Source organism: Kribbella sp. (assembly GCF_035655035.1).
Lineage (GTDB): Bacteria > Actinomycetota > Actinomycetes > Propionibacteriales > Kribbellaceae > Kribbella.
Genome location: NZ_DASRVN010000263.1, coordinates 1 through 16,681 on the forward strand (window position 1 = coordinate 1; position 16,681 = coordinate 16,681).

Genomic DNA, 16,681 nt, shown 5'->3' on the forward strand with positions numbered 1-16,681 from the left:
GGGGTGATGGTCGCGGGGTGATGGTCGGTGAGGCGATCGTCGCGGTGATGGCCGGTGCGGTGATGGCCGGTAGGGCGATGGTTCCGGCGGGGGCCGGGTGCTGGGGGTGGGTACGGTGGCGGGCAATTGGTGTGGATGGAGTGGAGGACGGTTGTGGATTTCGTGGGCGAGGGTGCGGGGATCGCGGCTGGGTTGGTGGAGTTGCGGCGGGTTTTGCATCGGGAGCCGGAGGTGGGGTTGGTGTTGCCTCGGACTCAGGGTGTTGTGATGGATGCGTTGGCGGGGTTGCCGTTGGAGGTTGGGACCGGGCGTGAGGTGAGTTCGGTGGTGGGGGTGTTGCGGGGTGGGGCGCCGGGGCGGACGGTGTTGTTGCGGGGGGATATGGATGCGTTGCCGGTGGTGGAGGAGACCGGGCTCGGGTACGCGGCGGAGAACGGGAACATGCATGCCTGTGGCCACGATCTGCACACGGCCGGGCTGGTTGGGGCGGCCCGGCTGCTGAGTGCGCGCCGGGAAGAGCTGCACGGGAACGTGATCTTCATGTTCCAGCCCGGTGAGGAAGGCCTCGGTGGGGCTGGGTACATGCTGCGTGAAGGGTTGCTGGACACGACGGGTGACAAGCCAGTCGCGGCATACGCCTTGCATGTCTGGGCGCAGGCCGCGAAGGGGGTCTTCCAGACGCGGCCGGGGACGATGATGGCGAGTTCGAACCAGTTGCACATCACGGTGTACGGCAAGGGTGGGCACGGGTCGATGCCCGCGACGACGCTGGATCCGGTGCCGGTGGTGGCGGAGATCGTGCTGGCGTTGCAGGCGTACGTGACGCGGCGGGTGGATGTGTTCGATCCGGTGGTGGTCACCGTGACGCAGCTCGAGGCCGGTGTCGCGATCAACGTGATCCCGAACTCGGCCCGCCTCGGCGCGACGGTCCGGACGTTGTCCGACGCGAAGCTGGAGCAGCTGACCCGCGACCTTCCCGTGCTCGCGGAGCGGATCGCGGCCGCGCACGGCTGCACCGTCGACGCGCGGCTGAACCCGCAGTATCCGGTGACGGTGAACGATGCCGGCCGTACGGCGGAGACGACCGAGGTGCTGACCGGGTTGTTCGGCGCGGACCGGGTGCAGCGGTTGGAGAACCCGTTGATGGGCGCCGAGGACTTCTCGATGGTGTTGCGGGAGGTGCCGGGAACGTTCGCGATGGTCGGTGCGCGGCCCGACGACGTGGCGGCGGACGAGGCGCCGTCCAACCACTCGAGTGTCGTGCGGTTCGACGACGCGGTCCTGGGCGACAACGCGGCGGCCCTGGCCGAGTTGGCCGCCCGCCACCTGGTCCCGGCCTGAAACGGCCGGCGCAAGGCCCCGCCCACAAGAGGTGAGCGGTGGGTCGGCGCTGGGTGCCTCGATCGTGCACGACTGTTGCGTTAGTCGGACTAACGATCTATATTCATTGGCGTCACCAATGTTAGTCTGCCTAACAACTGAGGAGTCCAACCATGACCGACCTTCGCGAACTCATCGACCGCAGCGAGCTCGCCGAGCTGGTCGCCCGGCACAGCCTGTGGATCGACGAACTGCGGTACGACGAGAGCGACCAGCTGTTCACCGACGACGTCGTGGTGAAGTCGATCCGCGGCGAGGCCGCCGGCATCGAAGCGCTCGTCCAGCTCGCGCGCAAGGGCCACGACACCTATGTCCGCACGCTGCACAACAAGTCCAACCTGGTGATCCAGCTCGACGGTGACACCGCGACCGTACGGGCGAACGACATCGCCGTGCTCGCCCGCCACGACATGACCGAGGAGATCGCCGCCGCGATTCACCACTACCACGCCCGGCGTACGCCCGAGGGCTGGCGCTTCGACCGGCTGGAGATCGTCCCGCAGTCGCTCACCGCTCCACTCGAGCGGGCCGTCTAGAACGAGGACCTGTGGCTGGTCGATCCGCCAGAGATCGACCAGCCACAGGGATTCAGGACGGCGAGACGCCGAGCGTGTAGGCGCCGCGGCTGCCGTAGGTGGAGTACCCCGTGTTCAGCGGATCGCCGTATCCGACGTTGTCGATCCGCAGGTAGTACCTACCCGGCTGGAGGGCGCTGCTAACACTCGCGCCGAGGCCTGTCGGCGTACCGGCGTCGCTCTGGCCGGAGGCCGGGTCGTTCGAGGCGACGACCGCACCGGAGCTGTCCAGCAGGTCCAGCTTGATGTCGAGGTTGCCGCCGACCGCGGCGGGGCTTGCCGTCACGGTGTAGTTGCCCGCGGCACTCACCTCGACGCCGTACACGTCGGTGTCGTCCTCGGCCGCGATGATCCCGGACACCGGCGTACCGACGGTCAGGGCGGCCGCAGCGGTGGTCGTGTCGCCCGCCTCGTCGGCGCGGAGTGCGAGGCCGTGGGTGCCGACGACCGCGAAGTCGTCCTCCTTGTTGTTGGCGTCGGCGTACTCGCCCTTGCTCCACTGGCTGATGCCGCGGTAGTACCCGACGCCCATGATCGGCGCCCAGGCGCCGTGGCCCTGGTAGTACCCGACCGTCGACGTGCCGTCGTGCGACAGCCCGACGGTGTGCCCGGCTTCGTGCGACGCCGCCTCGGCCAGGTTCTTCGCGCCGGTGCCGACGCCCTTCGTGAACACGAGCGCCGGCTGGTAGTACGCGTGCTGCGAGGAGTTGTCGTACACGCCGACGTACGCGACGCCACCGCAGCCACACCCCGACTGGTACCAGGGATCCGGGTCGATCAGCACCCGCGTGCCGTACTGCTGGTCCGCCGCACCCGACCGGTCGATCGCTGCCGGATCCGGCTCCTGCGTCGTCACGTCCACGTCGAAGGGCGCGTAGTCCTCCGCGACGCGGGCCCATACCTCGTGGACGACGTCCTGCTCCGCCGTGCTGAAACTCGAAGGATCGCCGTCGGTGTCGTACGCCGAGACGTTGACCGGGTCGACGCCCTTCGACGCGTTCCACGCCGTACCGCTGATCGTGTGACCGTCGAAGTCCAGGTAGATGACCCGGTTCGAACCGGGCTTGCTGTGTAGCTCGAACGCCGGCCCGGTCGCGCCGGCAACCACGGTCCGCGCCCAGCGCGGCGACGCCTCGGGCGCCTTCTGCGCCGCGGTCAGCTCGGGTTCGCGATAGAACAACTTGCTGTCGGCATCGAGCCACGCGGTCTTGTCCGTGGCCAGGGTCTGCCGCAGCTGATCCGTCGGCAGCCCGTTGTGCGCGGCGACCTCGGCCAGCCGCGGCTGCACCTTGCCGAGTGCCTGGCTCCCGACGACCGGCTGGGACAGCAACTGGTCGATCGGTGTCTGTTGCGCATCGGCCTGGCCGCCGAGCGCGACCGCCAGCCCTCCGAAAGCGACAGCACCGGCGAACGCGAGCGCACCGGTGCGGCGGATTCTGTTCATACGGGTTTCCTCCTCACGTCCCCCCGCGGGCGGGTCCCCCCAACAGACCCGGGCCGTCGATCTCGGTGGGATCGGCGGCCCCGGGTGACTCAGGCGGCGGTGACGCGGACGGCGTAGGTGCCGCGACTGATGCCGGTCCGGCGGCGGTTCAGGGGGCGGTTCAGAGGGCGGGTTGGCATCGGGCGGGGCTCCTCGGGGGTACTTCGGCGTGCCTCACTTGACATGTTCACGAACGGTGTACGTGAACCTACTGTGCGTAGCCTGCCCGAAGGTCCCCGCTGCTGTATAGATTCGTCTCGGGATTTAACGCCGAACTTGGGAGGGCCCCGATGCGATTCATGATGATCTTCAAGGCCAACGAGGAGTCCGAAGCCGGGCAGCTGCCGTCCGAGGAGGCGCTGACCGCGATGGGCCTGGTGATGGCCGAGATGGCGGAGAAGGGCGTGCTGCTGGCCGGCGACGGGCTGCTGCCGAGCTCACACGGTTTCCGGCTGCAGCTCGACGAGGGAAACCGCCGGGTGATCGACGGTCCATTCGCCGAAACCAAGGAACTGATCGCCGGGTTCTGCCTGATCGAGGTGGCGTCGCGTGCAGAGGCGGAGGAGTGGGGCTGGCGGTGCATCGCGGCGGACGCGCTCAACGCCGGCGATCCGCAGACCTCCGGACAGCTGGAGATCCGGCCGGTTCCGACGGCCGAGTTCTTCGGCGGCAACTACACCGAGGAGGCGCAGCACCGGAACGAGGAGACCTTCCAGAAGGCCGCCGAGAACCTTCAGAAGAGCAGCACCTGACGGATCGACGTACCGGCGGCGAGGTCGTCGAACGCCTGGTTGAGGTCGTCCAGCCCGACGGTGGTGGTGAGCAGCCGGTCGACCGGGAGGCGGCCGGCCCGGTAGAGCTCGACGTACCGCGGGATGTCGCGGGACGGGACCGACGAGCCGAGGTACGAGCCTTTCACGGTGCGTTCCTCGGCGACGAGGCTGACGGCGGGCACGCTGAACGACTGCGACGGGTGCGGGAGGCCGACGGTGATCGTGGTGCCGCCGCGGCGGGTCGCGGCGTACGCCTGCTCGAGGACCTTCGCGCTGCCGACCGTCTCGAACGCGTACTCCGCTCCGCCGGCGGTCGCCTCGCGTACCTGGTCGACGGCGTCGGGGTCGCGGGCGTCGACCACCGCGGTTGCGCCGAGTTCGCGAGCCAGTTGGAGTTTGGCGGGTACGACGTCGACGGCGACGATCGGGTGGGCGCCGGCCAGTACCGCGCCGAGGAGGGCGGACAGGCCTACGCCGCCGAGGCCGAAGACCGCCGTACTGCGGCCGGCGCGGAGGCGTGCTGTGTTCACGACCGCGCCGACGCCAGTGAGGACCGCGCAGCCGAAGAGTGCGGCGATCTGGGGTGGGAGCGTCGGGTCGATCTTCACCGCCGAATGTGCGGAGATCACTGCATGATCTGCGAACCCGGAAATGCCGAGATGGTGGTGGACGATGTCGCCCGCAGGACCGGGTGGGGTGGTCAGGTGGTGGGTGCCGGTGAGGAGGGTGCCGGTGGTGTTGGCGGCGGCGCCGGGTTCGCAGAGGGCCGGGCGGCCGTCGGCGCAGGGGCCGCAGGTGCCGCAGGCCGGGACGAAGGCGCAGGCGATGACGTCGCCGGATGCGAACCCGGGGGCCTCGGAGTGGATCACCTCACCGGTGGCTTCGTGACCGAGCAGCATCGGCATCACCCGCGGGCGCGAACCGTCGATCACCGACAGATCCGAGTGACACAGTCCGGCGGCCCGGATCCGGACGAGCAGCTCCCCCGGCGCCGGCGGAGCGAGCTCCACCTCCTCCACCCGCAGCGGCCGCGACTCGGCGTACGGCGCAGGCAACCCCATCTCCCGCAGTACCGCGCCTCGCACGATCATGCGCTGTCCCTTCCTCCGGGCGCCGTGATTCCTTCCAGCGCGGTACGGATGAGGGCCGGAACGGGGACCGGGCGGCGGTTGGTGCGGTCCACGAAGACGTGGACGAAGCGGCCGGTGGCGGCTGGGTGGGTGGAGTCCTCGCGGAACAGGGCGATCTCGTAGCGCACGCTGGAGTTGCCGAGCTGGGCACAGCGGAGGCCGGCGTCCACCACGCCGGGGAACTCCAGCGGCTGCTTGAACGTGCACTGCGAGTCCACGCACAGCCCGATCACCTCGCCGCCGTGGATGTCCAGCCCGCCGGAGCGGATCAGGAAATCGTTGATGACGGTGTCGAAGAAGCTGTAGTACTCGACGTTGTTCACGTGCCCGTACACGTCGTTGTCCTTCCACCGCAGCGTGATCGCCAGGTGGTGCGGGTACGCGGCACGCTCCATCGGCCGGCTACGGCTTCCGGCCGACCCCGCAATACAGGCTGCACATGATCTCGGTGAACTCGCCCGAGTCGACGCGCCGGTTGGTCTCCTCGTCCGGGAACCACCTGATCGGCGACACCACGCCCGGCTCGATCAGCTCGGTACCCGCGAAGAAGCGCGTCACGTCCGCCTTGTTCCGGACCTGGGCGTTGCCGCCGCCGTCGGACTTGTACCCCTGCACCGCGCGGTCCCACATCTCCGGCGCGAAGTCCTGCGTCGCGTGCGAGATGATCAGCAGTGACCCGGGCGCCAGCGGCTCGAGCAGGTTGCGGACGATGTCGTACGGCTTCAGGTCGTCGGCGAGCGAGTGCAGCACGCCGACCAGGCTGAGCGCGACCGGCTTCTTGAGGTCGATCAGTTCCTCGACCTCCGGGGTCCCGAGAACCGCGTCCGGCACGGTGATGTCGGCGTCGAGGTACGCCGTCTTGCCGAGCGGGCCGCTGGCGAGCAGCGCGCGGGCGTGGGTCAGCACGATCGGGTCGTTGTCGACGTACACGACGTGTGCCTGCGGGACGACCTTCTGGACGACCTCGTGCAGGTTCGGACTGGTCGGGATGCCGGTGCCGATGTCGAGGAACTGCGTGATGCCCTGCTCGGCGGCGTACCGCGCGGCGCGGTGCATCCACATCCGGTTCGACTGGGCGGTGACGCGGCAGCCCGGGAACGCCTTCAGCAGGTGCTCGGCCGCCTGCCGGTCGATGGCGAAGTTGTCCTTGCCACCGAGGAAGTAGTCGTACACCCGCGCCGCGTGCGGCCGGTCGAGCCGCAGCTGCTCGTACATCCCCTGATCGACTTCGGCTTCCTTCGATTCAGCCATGAACATCCCATCCGCGCTGCGGCTCAGAACTGAGAACCATCGTAACCGGCGCGCCACTGACCGTGACACCGGCACAAAAACCCTACTCCGGTACGGCGTCACTGCCATCAGCTCCGGCGCGTCCACGCCTGGCCTTTACACAGGCTTGAATGCAGCATGCGCTTCGTCCTGATCCCCGGTGCCGGTTGCACCTCCTGGCACTGGCACCCGGTCGCCGCCGAACTCCGCTCCAGCGGGTACGACGTGACCTCGGTCGACCTGCCCTGCGACGACCCGTCGGCGGGGTTGGCGCAGTACGTCGACACGGTCGTGAACGCCGTACCTGATCGCGAGGAGGTCGTCCTGGTGGCGCACTCGATGGGCGGCTTCACCGGGACGCCGGCGTGTGCACGGCTGCGGGTCCGCGAGTTCGTGCTGGTGGCCGGGATGGTCCCGGCGCCGGGCGAGCGGATCAGCGAGTGGTGGGGGAACACCGGGTACGACTGGGTCGACGGTGCGGTCGACACGTTCTTCCACGACCTGCCGCCGGACTTCGCGGCCGAGGCGCGACGGCAGCTGCGCTCGCAGTCGGACGGGCCGATGACCGACCCGTGTGCGTTCGAGGCGTGGCCGGAGGTGCCGACGCGGGCGGTGATCGCACGGGACGATCGGTTGTTCCCGCCGGAGTTCCTGCGGCGGGTGACGCGCGAACGGCTCGGGTTCACGCCGGACGAAGTACCGGGCTCACACTTCCCGATGCTCGGGCATCCGCGGGCCGTTGCGGACTATCTGTTGATCTGAAGAAGACGCGGCCTCGGCCCGCACGTGGCGGTTACAGTGCAGGCGTGCGGTTCATCCGGGATCTTTGGACGTTGGTGCAGCGGCGGGATTTCCGGCGGTTGTTCGTGGTTCGGTTGACCTCGCAGTGCGGGGACGGGGTGTTTCAGGTCGCGCTGGCGTCGTACGTGCTGTTCTCGCCGGAGCGGGCGCCGGACGCGGCGGCGATCGCCGGGTTGTTCGCGGTCTCGCTGCTGCCGTACTCCATCCTCGGCCCGTTCACCGGCGTACTGCTGGACCGGTGGTCGCGCCGGCAGATCCTGTTCGGCGCGAACCTGACCCGCGCGGTGCTGGTGATCGGCGTCGGCGCGCTCGTCGCGGCCGGCAACGCGGGCGTGCCGTTCTACCTCGCCGTGCTGCTCACGCTCGGCGTCAACCGGTTCCTGCTCTCCGGCCTGTCCGCCGGCCTCCCGCACGTCGTCGACCGCGACGAGCTCGTGATGGCGAACGCGGTCACACCCACCTCCGGTACGGCGGCCTTCCTGGTCGGCGGCGGGATCGGCGCCGGGGTGAAGCTGCTCGTCGACTCCGACCTCACCGTCCTCGGCCTGACTGTGGTCATCTATACCGCCGCCGCCCTGCTGGCCCTCCGGCTGCGCCGCGACCAGCTCGGCCCGGACCTGAGCGGCGACGAGCCCGGCATCCTCCAAGCGCTCCGGACGATCGCGACCGGCCTGATCGACGGCGGCCGGCACCTGCGCGAACGCCGGCAGCCCGCGCTCGGGCTCGCCGCGATCGGCTCGCTGCGGTTCTTCTTCGGGCTGATGACGGTCGCGATGATCCTGCTGTACCGCAACTACTTCTACGGTCCCGGCCAGCTCGACCAGGCGTTCGGCGGACTCGCCATCGCGACCGGTGCCGTCGGCGCGGGTCTCTTCGTCGCCGCGTTGGTCACGCCCTGGGGTACTCGGGTGATGACGCTCCAGAAATGGATCACGCTGCTGTTCGCCGGCGCCGCGGTGGTGAGCGCCGTACCGATCGGGTTCTACACCAAGCCCGCGCTGGTGATCGGCGGGTTCCTCACCGGGTTCTGCACGCAGGGCATCAAGATCAGCGTCGACACCCTCGTCCAGACGGGTGTCGACGACGTGTACCGCGGCCGGGTGTTCGCGCTGTACGACATGATCTTCAACGTCGGGCAGGTCTCCGCGGCCGCACTCGGCGCGGCGATCCTGCCCGCCAGCGGGAAGTCGTACCCGGTCTTGGCGCTGGTCGTGGCCGGGTACGCGATCACCGCGGTGCTGTACTCACGTGCCTCGCAGCGCGGTGATCGGCTGGATGGCGGAGGCCTTCCAGGCGGGGTACGTACCGGCGACCAGTCCGATGAACGCACCCAGCAGGGGTGAACCGAACGCCAGGCGGTTGTCGAGGATCGGCGTCCAGTCGCGAACCCAGGACACGCTGACGGTCAGGATCACGCCGACCGCCGTACCGAGCAGACCGCCGAGGAACCCGACGATCACGCTCTCCACCAGGAACTGCACGGCGATGTGTCTTCGCGCCGCTCCGAGCGCCCGGCGGAGGCCGATCTCCGAGATGCGTTCGAGGACCGACAGCAGGGTCACGTTCGCGATGCCGAGGCCGCCGACCAGGAGCGCTACTGCACCCAGCAGGAGGAACAGCGCGTTCAGGTCCGACTCGACGTTCTTCCGTACGGCGCCTTGCTTGGGCGGAGCGTCGACGGTCAAGGTGCTCGGGTCGTTCGGCTGGATCGCGATCGGGGCCTGCTCGGCGATCAACTGGGCGGCGCCGACGGCGGTACGGATCTCGACCGCGTCGGGTGATTGCAGGTTGTAGGCCTGGCGGGCGGTGCCGTTCGGCATGATCACCGCGTCGTTCAGCTCGGCGCGGCCGCTGACCGAATCGAGGATGCCGATCACCGTGTACGGCTCGTCGCCGATGAACACGGCTGGCTGCGAGTCGACCCGGTTGATACCGAGGCGTTCCGCGGCATGCTTGCCGAGGACAACCACTTTGTCGGCGCGCCGGTCGTGCCCGTCGTCGAAGAACCTGCCGGTCTTGAGCACCGCTCGGACCGCGTCCCAGAGGCCGGCCGATCCGGCCATCACCGGGAGGGCTTTGCCGTTGCCGTTGTCCAGTCCGGTGACGTTCTGGACCAGGTCGTCGCCGATCTGCAGGTTGCTCACGGTGCCGACCGCGTCGACTCCGTTCAGCCGCTGGATCCGCGCGGGCGCGTCCCACGGCAGCTGGGTCGCCGCCTCCCCTTGCTGGCCGCCTTTGTCATCCGGCGATACGACCACCCGGGTCGCCACAGCCAAGTCGAACCGCTGGGTGATCTGCCCGGCCGCGGTCTGCCCCAACCCCACAGTTCCCACGAGAGCGGCAACCCCGAGCACGGTGCCCAGCGTGGTCAGGATGAGTCGGGTAGGTCGCGCGGCGACACCGGCCAGGGCCTCGTCCAGCAGGTCGCGTATCGCTGGACGTGACCGCAGCCGGCGTCGCCGCGACGTGGACGGCCCGCCGGTCGGGTCCGGGGGGCCTGATCGGGTTACCACTGGAGGGTTCCGTCGACGATGCGGACCTGGCGCTGGGCGCGGCGGCTGACGTTGTCGTCGTGGGTGATCACGGCGAGCGTCATCCCCTCGGAGTGCAGTTCGTCGAACACCTGCAGGATCGCCTCCGCGTTCTTGCTGTCCAAGTTGCCGGTCGGCTCGTCCGCCAGCAGCAGGCTCGGTTCCGCGACCAGCGCGCGGGCGATCGCGACCCGCTGCCGTTCACCACCCGAGAGCGTGGTCGGTGCGAACTCCATCCGGTGCGCCAGCCCGACCCGTTCCAGTGCGACCCGGGCCCGGGCGAGCCGCTCCCGCCGCGGCACCCCGACGTACACCATCGAGAGCGCGACGTTCTCCAGCACGGTCCGGTGGTCGAGCAGGTGGAACGACTGGAACACGAACCCGATCCGCTGCCCGCGCAGGACCGCCCGCCGCCGCTCGCGCAGGCTCATCGTGTCGACGCCGTCCAGCCGGTACACCCCGTCCGTTGGGTTGTCCAACAACCCGAGCAGATGCAGCAACGTCGACTTCCCGGACCCGGACGGCCCGACGATCGACAGGTACTCCCCCTGCCCGATCACCAGGTCGATCCCCTTGATCGCCCGTACCTCGGGCGGCCCCGGGAAGAACCGCCGTACCCCGATCATCTCCACCACCGGCGCCGGCAGTGCCACCGCGTAACTCATCTCCCGACCACCACCTGATCGCCCTCGGACAGCTTCGCGTCGCCCTTCGGCGTCACCTGCGCGAACCCGTCCGCGGACAGCCCGACCGTGACCGGTACCAGTTCGACCTTCCCGTTCCGCAGTACCTCGACCCGCGACGCACCGTCCGACCCGGACGACAACGCGGCCACCGGTACGGCGAGCACCTTGCCGCTGGTGCTCTTCACCGGGATCGTCACGCGTACATTCGCGTCTCGGAGCAACGCCAACTGGCTGCCGGTCAGGGCGTTCGGCGCGACCACGACGTCGTACGAGCTCCCGTTCTTCGTCACCCGCCGTACCTTCGACGCGACCGACGTACCGTCGCTGAGCTCGAGCGCCGCCGCCATCCCCGCCTTCAGCCGCTGCGCCGTCTCAGCGTCGGCCTTGAGCGTGACGACCAGCGACGCGCCGCTCGCCGACATCACCACGCCGTTGACGGTCCCGCCGCGTTCGACCTTCACGTCGTCGACCCGGCGCGGGAGCGTCTTCACGTACACGACCTCCGACACCGGCAGCGGCGTACCGGCCTTGAACTCGGCGTCGGAGCGCGCCTGCTGGGCGTCCGACAGGTTCTGCTGGGCGTCGTCGACCGCACCTTGCTGTACTGACGTGTCCTTCGCTTTCGCATCCTTGGCCGCCTTCAGCTGGGACTGCGCCTGACGGAGCTGCTTCTTCGCTGCGTCCACCTGCTTCTTCGCCTGGTCGACCGCCTGCGTCAGGCGGTCCTCCGGCGCGGGCGCGTCGTATCCGGCGTTGGCGTACAGCTTCTCCACCGCGGCCGACGTCGACAGCGTGTACTGGTCGTCGACGGTCCCCGGGTCGTACCCGAGCCGTTGGAGCGTCTGCTCCAGCTGCAGCACGTCCGGCCCCTTGCTCCCGGGGGACAGCGTGCGATACATCGGCAATACGCCGGCCAGCCCGATCACCGGGCGTCCCGTGATCTCCAGCAGCGCCTTGCCCTCGGTGATCGTGGACCCGACCGTCGGAACCTTGCCCGTGACGATCGCCGGTGTGGTCAGCCCGGCGGTCTCGACCCGGATGTTCACCGCGCCGTCGAACGACGCGTCACCCCGCCCGACCACCTTGCTCGACAGCACCTTCCGCGCCACCGGCACGGTGATCTGGGAGGCCGCCGGCGGCGCGGTCTTCGCGGCCGCGTCCTCCGGCGAACTGATCCGGCTGCCCGCCGCCACCCCGATCCCGAGCGAGACCACGGCCACCCCGGCCACGCTGACGAGCACCCGGCGGCGGGACTTGGGCGAAGCGGTCACCGGTTCGCCATCTCGTCGCGGTACGCCTCGAGCTCGGTCTTGTGCTGGTCGACGAACTCCTTCTCCTGCTCGTACTGCACCTTCTTGTAGGCGTCGTCGTACCCCTTGGCCTTGCACTTCTGGTCCGCGACCGCCAGCTCGATCTCCAGCTTGCGCAGGTCCGCCAGCTTCGCCGCGTCGACCTTGTCGAACGACGGCGGGCCGGTGATCGTCTTCGCCGGGCCGCCGCCGCCCTTGGCCGGAGGCTGGTTGCCGGTGAGCGTGTCGAGCTTCTTCTGTACCTCGTCCCGCGGGTCCGAGACCGTCTTGTACCCGGGGTGGCCGGCGTTCGCCATGCAGTCGGACCAGGCGCTGGTCGCGTCCACCACGCGCTGGTCGGAGTCGATCCGCTTCTGCAGCGCCTGGATGTCCTTGAACAGGCTGTCGAACTTCTTGAAGTCGATGTTCCCCTTGGCGTTGTCGCCGTACACCTGCTTGACCGCCTTGCCACGGCAGCCGAGGTCCATTTGCCCGCTCGAGTTCGGCCCGCTGCCCTGGACCACGATCGCGCCGTTGCCGGTCGCGTTCGGTCCGTTCAGCGCCTTGTCGTACGCCTTCTGAGCGGTCGGCGAGAGCGCCTTGCGGATCTTGGTGTTCGGGTTGCTGTCGTCCTGGCCGGCCTTCGACCAGTCGATCGTGCTGACGCCGTACCCGTACTGCTCGGCGAACTTGTCCGGCGGCAGGTTGAACGCGTCGCTGAACTTGCTCTTCGCCTGCTGCTCCGGCGGTACGGCGACGTACTCGAAGCCGGCGTCCTTCATGCACGCGACGGTGGCGTCCTCGACCTTGCGCTGCTTGGCGAGCTCCTCGTCGCTCGGCTGTTGCGCACCACCGGCCCGGGTCGCGATCCGGAACGAGCCGCCGCTCCCGGACGAGCTGACGAAGCCGTCGCCCATGTACTCCGCGAGCGGGCTCTTCCCGCTGTTCTGATCGGACGCGACCGGCGCCTTGTCGTTGCCGCAGGCAGCCAACGCGAGGACCGCCAGGAGGGCGAGTGCTGATTTGCTCTTCATGGCGGCGAGCGTGCCGCCCGGGCCGTGAAGAACCTGTGAAGGACCGGTATGCACCCGATGCTCTCAGCCGATCTTCATCGGATTCTCATCTCTTTCGGCGACATTGAGGACTATGCCAGCGCGGATCCTGGTCGCCGAAGACGACCTCAAGCAGGCCGAACTGATCCGGCGGTACCTCGAACGCGAGGGGCACCTGACCGTCGTCGTGCACGACGGGCGGGAGGCCATCGACGAGGCCCGCCGGCGCAGCCCGGACCTGCTGGTGCTCGACGTGATGATGCCGAAGGTCGACGGCCTGGACGTCTGCCGGGTGCTGCGGGCGGACGGCCCGGGGAATGCCGGGGTGCCGATCATCATGCTCACGGCCCGTGCCACCGACGACGACCTGCTGCTCGGGCTCGACCTCGGCGCGGACGACTACCTGACCAAGCCGTACAACCCGCGCGAACTCGTCGCCCGGGTCCGGACGGTACTGCGGCGGACCCGGATCCGCTCCGAGGGCGAGGTGTACCGGGTCGGCGAGCTGGAGATCGACCCGTCCCGGCACGAGGTCCGGCTGCGCGGCAAGCTGATCGAGCTGACCCCGGCCGAGTTCAAGATCCTCGCCTGCCTGGCGGCCTCGCCGGGGCGGGCGTTCTCCCGGCAGCAGCTGCTGGAGCACGCGTTCGGCTTCGACCACTACGTGTTCGACCGGACCGTCGACGTCCACGTGATGAACCTGCGGAAGAAGATCGAGCCGTCGCCGGGCGCGCCGACGTACCTGCGGACCGTGTACGGCATCGGTTACAAGCTCACGGACGACGTGGCGGCGGCCGATGCGTCGTAGCGTGCTGGTCCGGTTCCTCGGGTTGTCGCTCGCGGTGGCGCTCGGGGCGGTGATCGCCACCGCGCTGATCGCGACGTACAGCACCTCGGAGAAACTCCAGGGCGAGATCGACGCGAACACCGGCCAGTTGCAGGTCGACGGCGAGATCTACGGCCAGCTGTCGAAGTACGCCTTCGACCATCCGACCTGGTCGGGTGTGGACAAGGTCGTGCACGACCTGGCCGGCCGCCTCGGCCGCCGGGTCGCGGTCACCACCGACGACGGCACCGTGATCGCGGACTCGGCCCGGATGCTCGGCGCCGCCCCCGAACTCCCTTCGGTGCCGGCGGCAACCATCGACGCGCGCGGCGGCGGCATGGGCAGCACGACGACCGTCTACCAGGCCCGCAAGCCGGTCGCGGCGGTCGGCGGGATCAGTGGGTTCACCGCGACCGCGGCGATCGGTCCGTCGTTCATCGGCTACCCGGACTGGGGTATGACCGACGACGAGCTGAAGCAGCGGAACCTGCTCGCGAAGCAGGCGGTGAGCTGCCTCGCCACGAAGGGCAAGTCGGCGAGCGTCGCGCAGGGCGCCGGCACCGTGCCGCAGGTGATGATCGAGTCCACGCAGTTCGTGGCCGGTATCCGGATGAACGCCAGCACGCCGGTCAAGGAGGAGTGCCTGCCGCCCGGCCTGAACGCGCCGAGCGCGAAGGCGCGGATTGTCAACGACGACGAGATACGGCGCTCGACGGCGTGCCTGGACGCGGCCGGGATCAAGTACAAGATCAACGACGTCGACGGTCTGCGCTCCGTCGAACCGATCGCCAAGGACGCCGTCGACGAGACGTTCGGGAACTGTGTCACGCAGGCGCGCGTGCAGGCGTTGACGCCGTACGTCGCCCCGCCGGCGAAGCTGTACCTCGGGGCGAAGAGCACGTTCAACGTGTTCTCCGGCGAAGGGCTGCTGCGGACCGCGGCGACCGCGCTCGGGGTACTGCTGATCGCCGCGCTGGTGATGCTGTTCGCGGGCCGGAGGTTGGTACGGCCGATCGTCGCGCTGACCGGTGCGACGCAGCGGATGCGGAACGGCGACCACGCGGCGCGGGTCCCGGTCAGCGGCAAGGACGAGGTCGCGCGGCTCGGTCACGCGTTCAACGACATGGCGGAGGCGATCCAGCGGCACGACTTCCAGCGCAAGGCGATGGTCAGCGACGTCGCGCACGAACTACGGACACCGCTCGCGAACATCAAGGGGTACCTGGTCGCGTCCGAGGACGGCGTCGTACCGCTCGACTCCGCGCTCGTCACTTCGCTCCTGGAGGAGACCGCGCTCCTCGAACACCTGGTCGCCGACCTCCAGGACCTCGCCCTGGCCGACGCCGGGATGCTCCGCCTGCACCCTGCTCCCCGCGACCTGACCGAACTCTCCCGCCAGGTCGTCCTGGCCCACCAACCCGCCGCCGAGGCGGCAAGCGTCACCCTCACCTGCGCAGCCTCCGAGCCCTCGCCGGCAGTCGTCGACAGCGCCCGCATTCGTCAGGCTCTCGGCAACCTCGTGTCGAACGCAATCAGGTACACACCTCCCGGAGGCCACGTGGTGGTCGGCGTACGACCTGTGGACAACGGTTACAACCTCACCGTCACCGACAACGGCACCGGCATCGCGGCCGAGCACCTCCCGCACCTCTTCGACCGCTTCTACCGCGCCGACGTCTCCCGCACCCGCACCACCGGCGGCAGCGGCCTGGGCCTCGCCATCACCAAACACCTGGCCGAAGCCCACCACGGCCACATCAAGGTCAGCAGCCGCGTCGGCTCTGGATCAACCTTCACGATCTGGCTCCCTGCGGCTGCCACACTGTCCGGGTGACGCAGCCCCCGAGCTTCCCCGGCCCACAAGGCAGCGGCTGGCAGCAACAACCCCAACCGACAGGCCAGCCCCCGGGCTACGGACCAGGCGGGCCTGGCTACGGTCCAGCCGGACCAGGCGGACCTGGCTACGGTCCAGCCGGACCAGGCGGACCGACGTACGGGCCTGGTGGGCCGGGCTACGGACCGGGTGGGCCTGGTCAGCCCTCGTGGGGGCCTCCGGGTGGACCGCGGCGACCGAGGACGGTGCTGTACGTCGTGCTCGCGGCAGCCGGCGTACTCGTGCTGCTCGCCGTCGCCGCGCTCATCGTCCCCGGACTCATCGGCAGCGACGACCAAGGCCACGGCCCGTCCGCGCAGTCCCCAGCCTCGAGCAGCCCGACCGCCTCGACCTCCGCACCGACCGGCACGCCGTCAGCGCCGACCACTCCACCGACCACCCCGTCGGCCACCCCACGTCTCGCCGAGGCGACCACGGAGGCCACGCTGTTCCTCGGACTCCTGAACAGCAACCGCCCGAAAAGCGCGGGAATGCTCGCCTGCGCGGAGACCAAGCAGTTGCTGGCCGGACAACTGCTGCTCATCGTCGAGCCGCCGACCAAGCTGGCGATCACCGGACCTGGCGTCTCGGTGAGCAGCTACTACCCGCGGATCTCGGTCCCGTTCTCCGGCACCACGAAGGGCGGCGTCGCGCTGGCCGGTACCGTCGACATCATGGACATGCCGTCCCACAACCTCTGCGTACGCCTGATAACGGTCAGGCCCTGACCGACCTGGACCCGATCAGATGGCTCCGAAGAAGGCCCGCGTCGCGGACGTCCACGAGATCGCCTCGGGGATGCCGCACGTCACCAAGTGGGAACGCGACGACGGCACCGATCGCCCCGTCTACCAGGTCGGCGGCAAGTCGTTCGTCTTCTTCCGCACCCCACGCCCCGACGCCGTCGACCCGGTCACCGGCGAGAAGTACGACGACGTGATCATGATCTGGGTCGAGTCCGAATCCGAGAAACAGGCCCTGCTCTCCGACGGCACCCCGTTCTTCACCACCCC

The 16,681-nt window shown here is 69.3% G+C and carries 16 protein-coding genes and 1 pseudogene; 9 read left to right on the plus strand and 8 right to left on the minus strand.

Features of this window, described 5'->3' with window-relative positions:
- The first annotated feature begins 135 nt into the window (after nt 1-135).
- Together VFF46_RS15440 and VFF46_RS15445 are read left to right on the plus strand one after the other, a co-directional pair.
- On the plus strand, nt 136-1,341 hold the full coding sequence (locus VFF46_RS15440) for a M20 family metallopeptidase (protein WP_325037801.1): 1,206 nt from the start codon (nt 136-138) through the stop codon (nt 1,339-1,341).
- Nucleotides 1,342-1,493: 152 nt separating this feature from the next.
- Nucleotides 1,494-1,916, plus strand: a complete 423-nt coding sequence (locus tag VFF46_RS15445) for a nuclear transport factor 2 family protein (RefSeq protein WP_325037802.1) — start codon at nt 1,494-1,496, stop codon at nt 1,914-1,916.
- 52 nt (nt 1,917-1,968) lie between these two features.
- On the opposite strand, the gene VFF46_RS15450 is transcribed toward VFF46_RS15445, so the two are convergent.
- Nucleotides 1,969-3,399 (minus strand): pre-peptidase C-terminal domain-containing protein, encoded by a 1,431-nt coding sequence (locus tag VFF46_RS15450; protein WP_325037803.1) that lies wholly within the window; start codon nt 3,397-3,399, stop codon nt 1,969-1,971.
- 329 nt (nt 3,400-3,728) lie between these two features.
- On the opposite strand from VFF46_RS15450, the gene VFF46_RS15455 reads away from it, so the two are divergent.
- The gene (locus VFF46_RS15455; RefSeq protein WP_325037804.1) at nt 3,729-4,190 is read left to right on the plus strand and encodes a YciI family protein; all 462 of its coding nucleotides are present in this window, start codon (nt 3,729-3,731) and stop codon (nt 4,188-4,190) included.
- Here the strand turns inward: VFF46_RS15455 and VFF46_RS15460 are convergent.
- From VFF46_RS15460 to VFF46_RS15470, 3 genes are read right to left on the minus strand one after another with little or no spacing between them, the layout of a single operon-like run.
- On the minus strand, nt 4,172-5,302 hold the full coding sequence (locus VFF46_RS15460; protein WP_325037805.1) for a zinc-dependent alcohol dehydrogenase family protein: 1,131 nt from the start codon (nt 5,300-5,302) through the stop codon (nt 4,172-4,174). The genes VFF46_RS15455 and VFF46_RS15460 overlap by 19 nt on opposite strands.
- Entirely contained in the window at nt 5,299-5,736 is a 438-nt protein-coding gene (locus VFF46_RS15465; RefSeq protein WP_325037806.1) for a thioesterase family protein, read from the minus strand. Before VFF46_RS15465 ends, VFF46_RS15460 begins: the two co-directional genes overlap by 4 nt.
- Before the next feature lie 7 nt (nt 5,737-5,743).
- On the minus strand, nt 5,744-6,592 hold the full coding sequence (locus VFF46_RS15470; RefSeq protein ID WP_325037807.1) for an SAM-dependent methyltransferase: 849 nt from the start codon (nt 6,590-6,592) through the stop codon (nt 5,744-5,746).
- 156 nt (nt 6,593-6,748) lie between these two features.
- Between VFF46_RS15470 and VFF46_RS15475 the strand changes: the two genes are divergently transcribed.
- Together VFF46_RS15475 and VFF46_RS15480 are read left to right on the plus strand one after the other, a co-directional pair.
- Entirely contained in the window at nt 6,749-7,372 is a 624-nt protein-coding gene (locus VFF46_RS15475) for an alpha/beta hydrolase (protein WP_325037808.1), read from the plus strand.
- 44 nt (nt 7,373-7,416) lie between these two features.
- A complete protein-coding gene (locus VFF46_RS15480) occupies nt 7,417-8,754 on the plus strand; it encodes an MFS transporter (RefSeq protein ID WP_325037809.1) in 1,338 nt (445 codons plus the stop codon).
- Here the strand turns inward: VFF46_RS15480 and VFF46_RS15485 are convergent.
- From VFF46_RS15485 to VFF46_RS15500, 4 genes are read right to left on the minus strand one after another with little or no spacing between them, the layout of a single operon-like run.
- Nucleotides 8,656-9,861: an ABC transporter permease gene (locus VFF46_RS15485; RefSeq protein WP_325037816.1), complete on the minus strand. Its 1,206-nt coding sequence runs from the start codon at nt 9,859-9,861 to the stop codon at nt 8,656-8,658. The two genes, VFF46_RS15480 and VFF46_RS15485, sit on opposite strands and share 99 nt — an antisense overlap.
- Before the next feature lie 56 nt (nt 9,862-9,917).
- Entirely contained in the window at nt 9,918-10,607 is a 690-nt protein-coding gene (locus VFF46_RS15490) for an ABC transporter ATP-binding protein (protein ID WP_325037810.1), read from the minus strand.
- Nucleotides 10,604-11,899 (minus strand): peptidoglycan-binding protein, encoded by a 1,296-nt coding sequence (locus VFF46_RS15495; RefSeq protein WP_325037811.1) that lies wholly within the window; start codon nt 11,897-11,899, stop codon nt 10,604-10,606. The genes VFF46_RS15490 and VFF46_RS15495 overlap by 4 nt, the downstream gene beginning before the upstream one ends.
- Nucleotides 11,896-12,951 carry a hypothetical protein gene (locus tag VFF46_RS15500; protein ID WP_325037812.1) on the minus strand — a complete coding sequence of 352 codons (1,056 nt, stop codon included), beginning with the start codon at nt 12,949-12,951 and terminating at the stop codon, nt 11,896-11,898. Before VFF46_RS15500 ends, VFF46_RS15495 begins: the two co-directional genes overlap by 4 nt.
- 112 nt (nt 12,952-13,063) lie before the next feature.
- On the opposite strand from VFF46_RS15500, the gene VFF46_RS15505 reads away from it, so the two are divergent.
- The 4 genes and pseudogenes from VFF46_RS15505 to VFF46_RS15520 all read left to right on the plus strand — a co-directional run.
- Nucleotides 13,064-13,777, plus strand: a complete 714-nt coding sequence (locus tag VFF46_RS15505) for a response regulator transcription factor (protein ID WP_325037813.1) — start codon at nt 13,064-13,066, stop codon at nt 13,775-13,777.
- On the plus strand, nt 13,767-15,629 hold the full coding sequence (locus VFF46_RS15510) for a HAMP domain-containing sensor histidine kinase (protein ID WP_325037814.1): 1,863 nt from the start codon (nt 13,767-13,769) through the stop codon (nt 15,627-15,629). The genes VFF46_RS15505 and VFF46_RS15510 overlap by 11 nt, the downstream gene beginning before the upstream one ends.
- 245 nt (nt 15,630-15,874) lie before the next feature.
- On the plus strand, nt 15,875-16,396 hold the full coding sequence (locus tag VFF46_RS15515; RefSeq protein WP_325037815.1) for a hypothetical protein: 522 nt from the start codon (nt 15,875-15,877) through the stop codon (nt 16,394-16,396).
- Between the two features lie 19 nt (nt 16,397-16,415).
- A pseudogene (locus tag VFF46_RS15520) lies at nt 16,416-16,681 on the plus strand (hypothetical protein); the annotation flags it as partial.

What these genes read in the sequence shown, in the direction of transcription:
- VFF46_RS15440 (WP_325037801.1), top strand. Translation starts at nt 136, where the DNA reads ATGGAGTGGAGGACGGTTGTGGATTTCGTGGGCGAGGGTGCGGGGATC.
- VFF46_RS15455 (WP_325037804.1), top strand. Translation starts at nt 3,729, where the DNA reads ATGCGATTCATGATGATCTTCAAGGCCAACGAGGAGTCCGAAGCCGGG.
- VFF46_RS15445 (WP_325037802.1), top strand. Translation starts at nt 1,494, where the DNA reads ATGACCGACCTTCGCGAACTCATCGACCGCAGCGAGCTCGCCGAGCTG.
- VFF46_RS15470 (WP_325037807.1), bottom strand. Translation starts at nt 6,592, where the DNA reads ATGGCTGAATCGAAGGAAGCCGAAGTCGATCAGGGGATGTACGAGCAG.
- VFF46_RS15475 (WP_325037808.1), top strand. Translation starts at nt 6,749, where the DNA reads ATGCGCTTCGTCCTGATCCCCGGTGCCGGTTGCACCTCCTGGCACTGG.
- VFF46_RS15490 (WP_325037810.1), bottom strand. Translation starts at nt 10,607, where the DNA reads ATGAGTTACGCGGTGGCACTGCCGGCGCCGGTGGTGGAGATGATCGGG.
- VFF46_RS15465 (WP_325037806.1), bottom strand. Translation starts at nt 5,736, where the DNA reads ATGGAGCGTGCCGCGTACCCGCACCACCTGGCGATCACGCTGCGGTGG.
- VFF46_RS15510 (WP_325037814.1), top strand. Translation starts at nt 13,767, where the DNA reads ATGCGTCGTAGCGTGCTGGTCCGGTTCCTCGGGTTGTCGCTCGCGGTG.
- VFF46_RS15505 (WP_325037813.1), top strand. Translation starts at nt 13,064, where the DNA reads ATGCCAGCGCGGATCCTGGTCGCCGAAGACGACCTCAAGCAGGCCGAA.
- VFF46_RS15500 (WP_325037812.1), bottom strand. Translation starts at nt 12,951, where the DNA reads ATGAAGAGCAAATCAGCACTCGCCCTCCTGGCGGTCCTCGCGTTGGCT.
- VFF46_RS15460 (WP_325037805.1), bottom strand. Translation starts at nt 5,302, where the DNA reads ATGATCGTGCGAGGCGCGGTACTGCGGGAGATGGGGTTGCCTGCGCCG.
- VFF46_RS15450 (WP_325037803.1), bottom strand. Translation starts at nt 3,399, where the DNA reads ATGAACAGAATCCGCCGCACCGGTGCGCTCGCGTTCGCCGGTGCTGTC.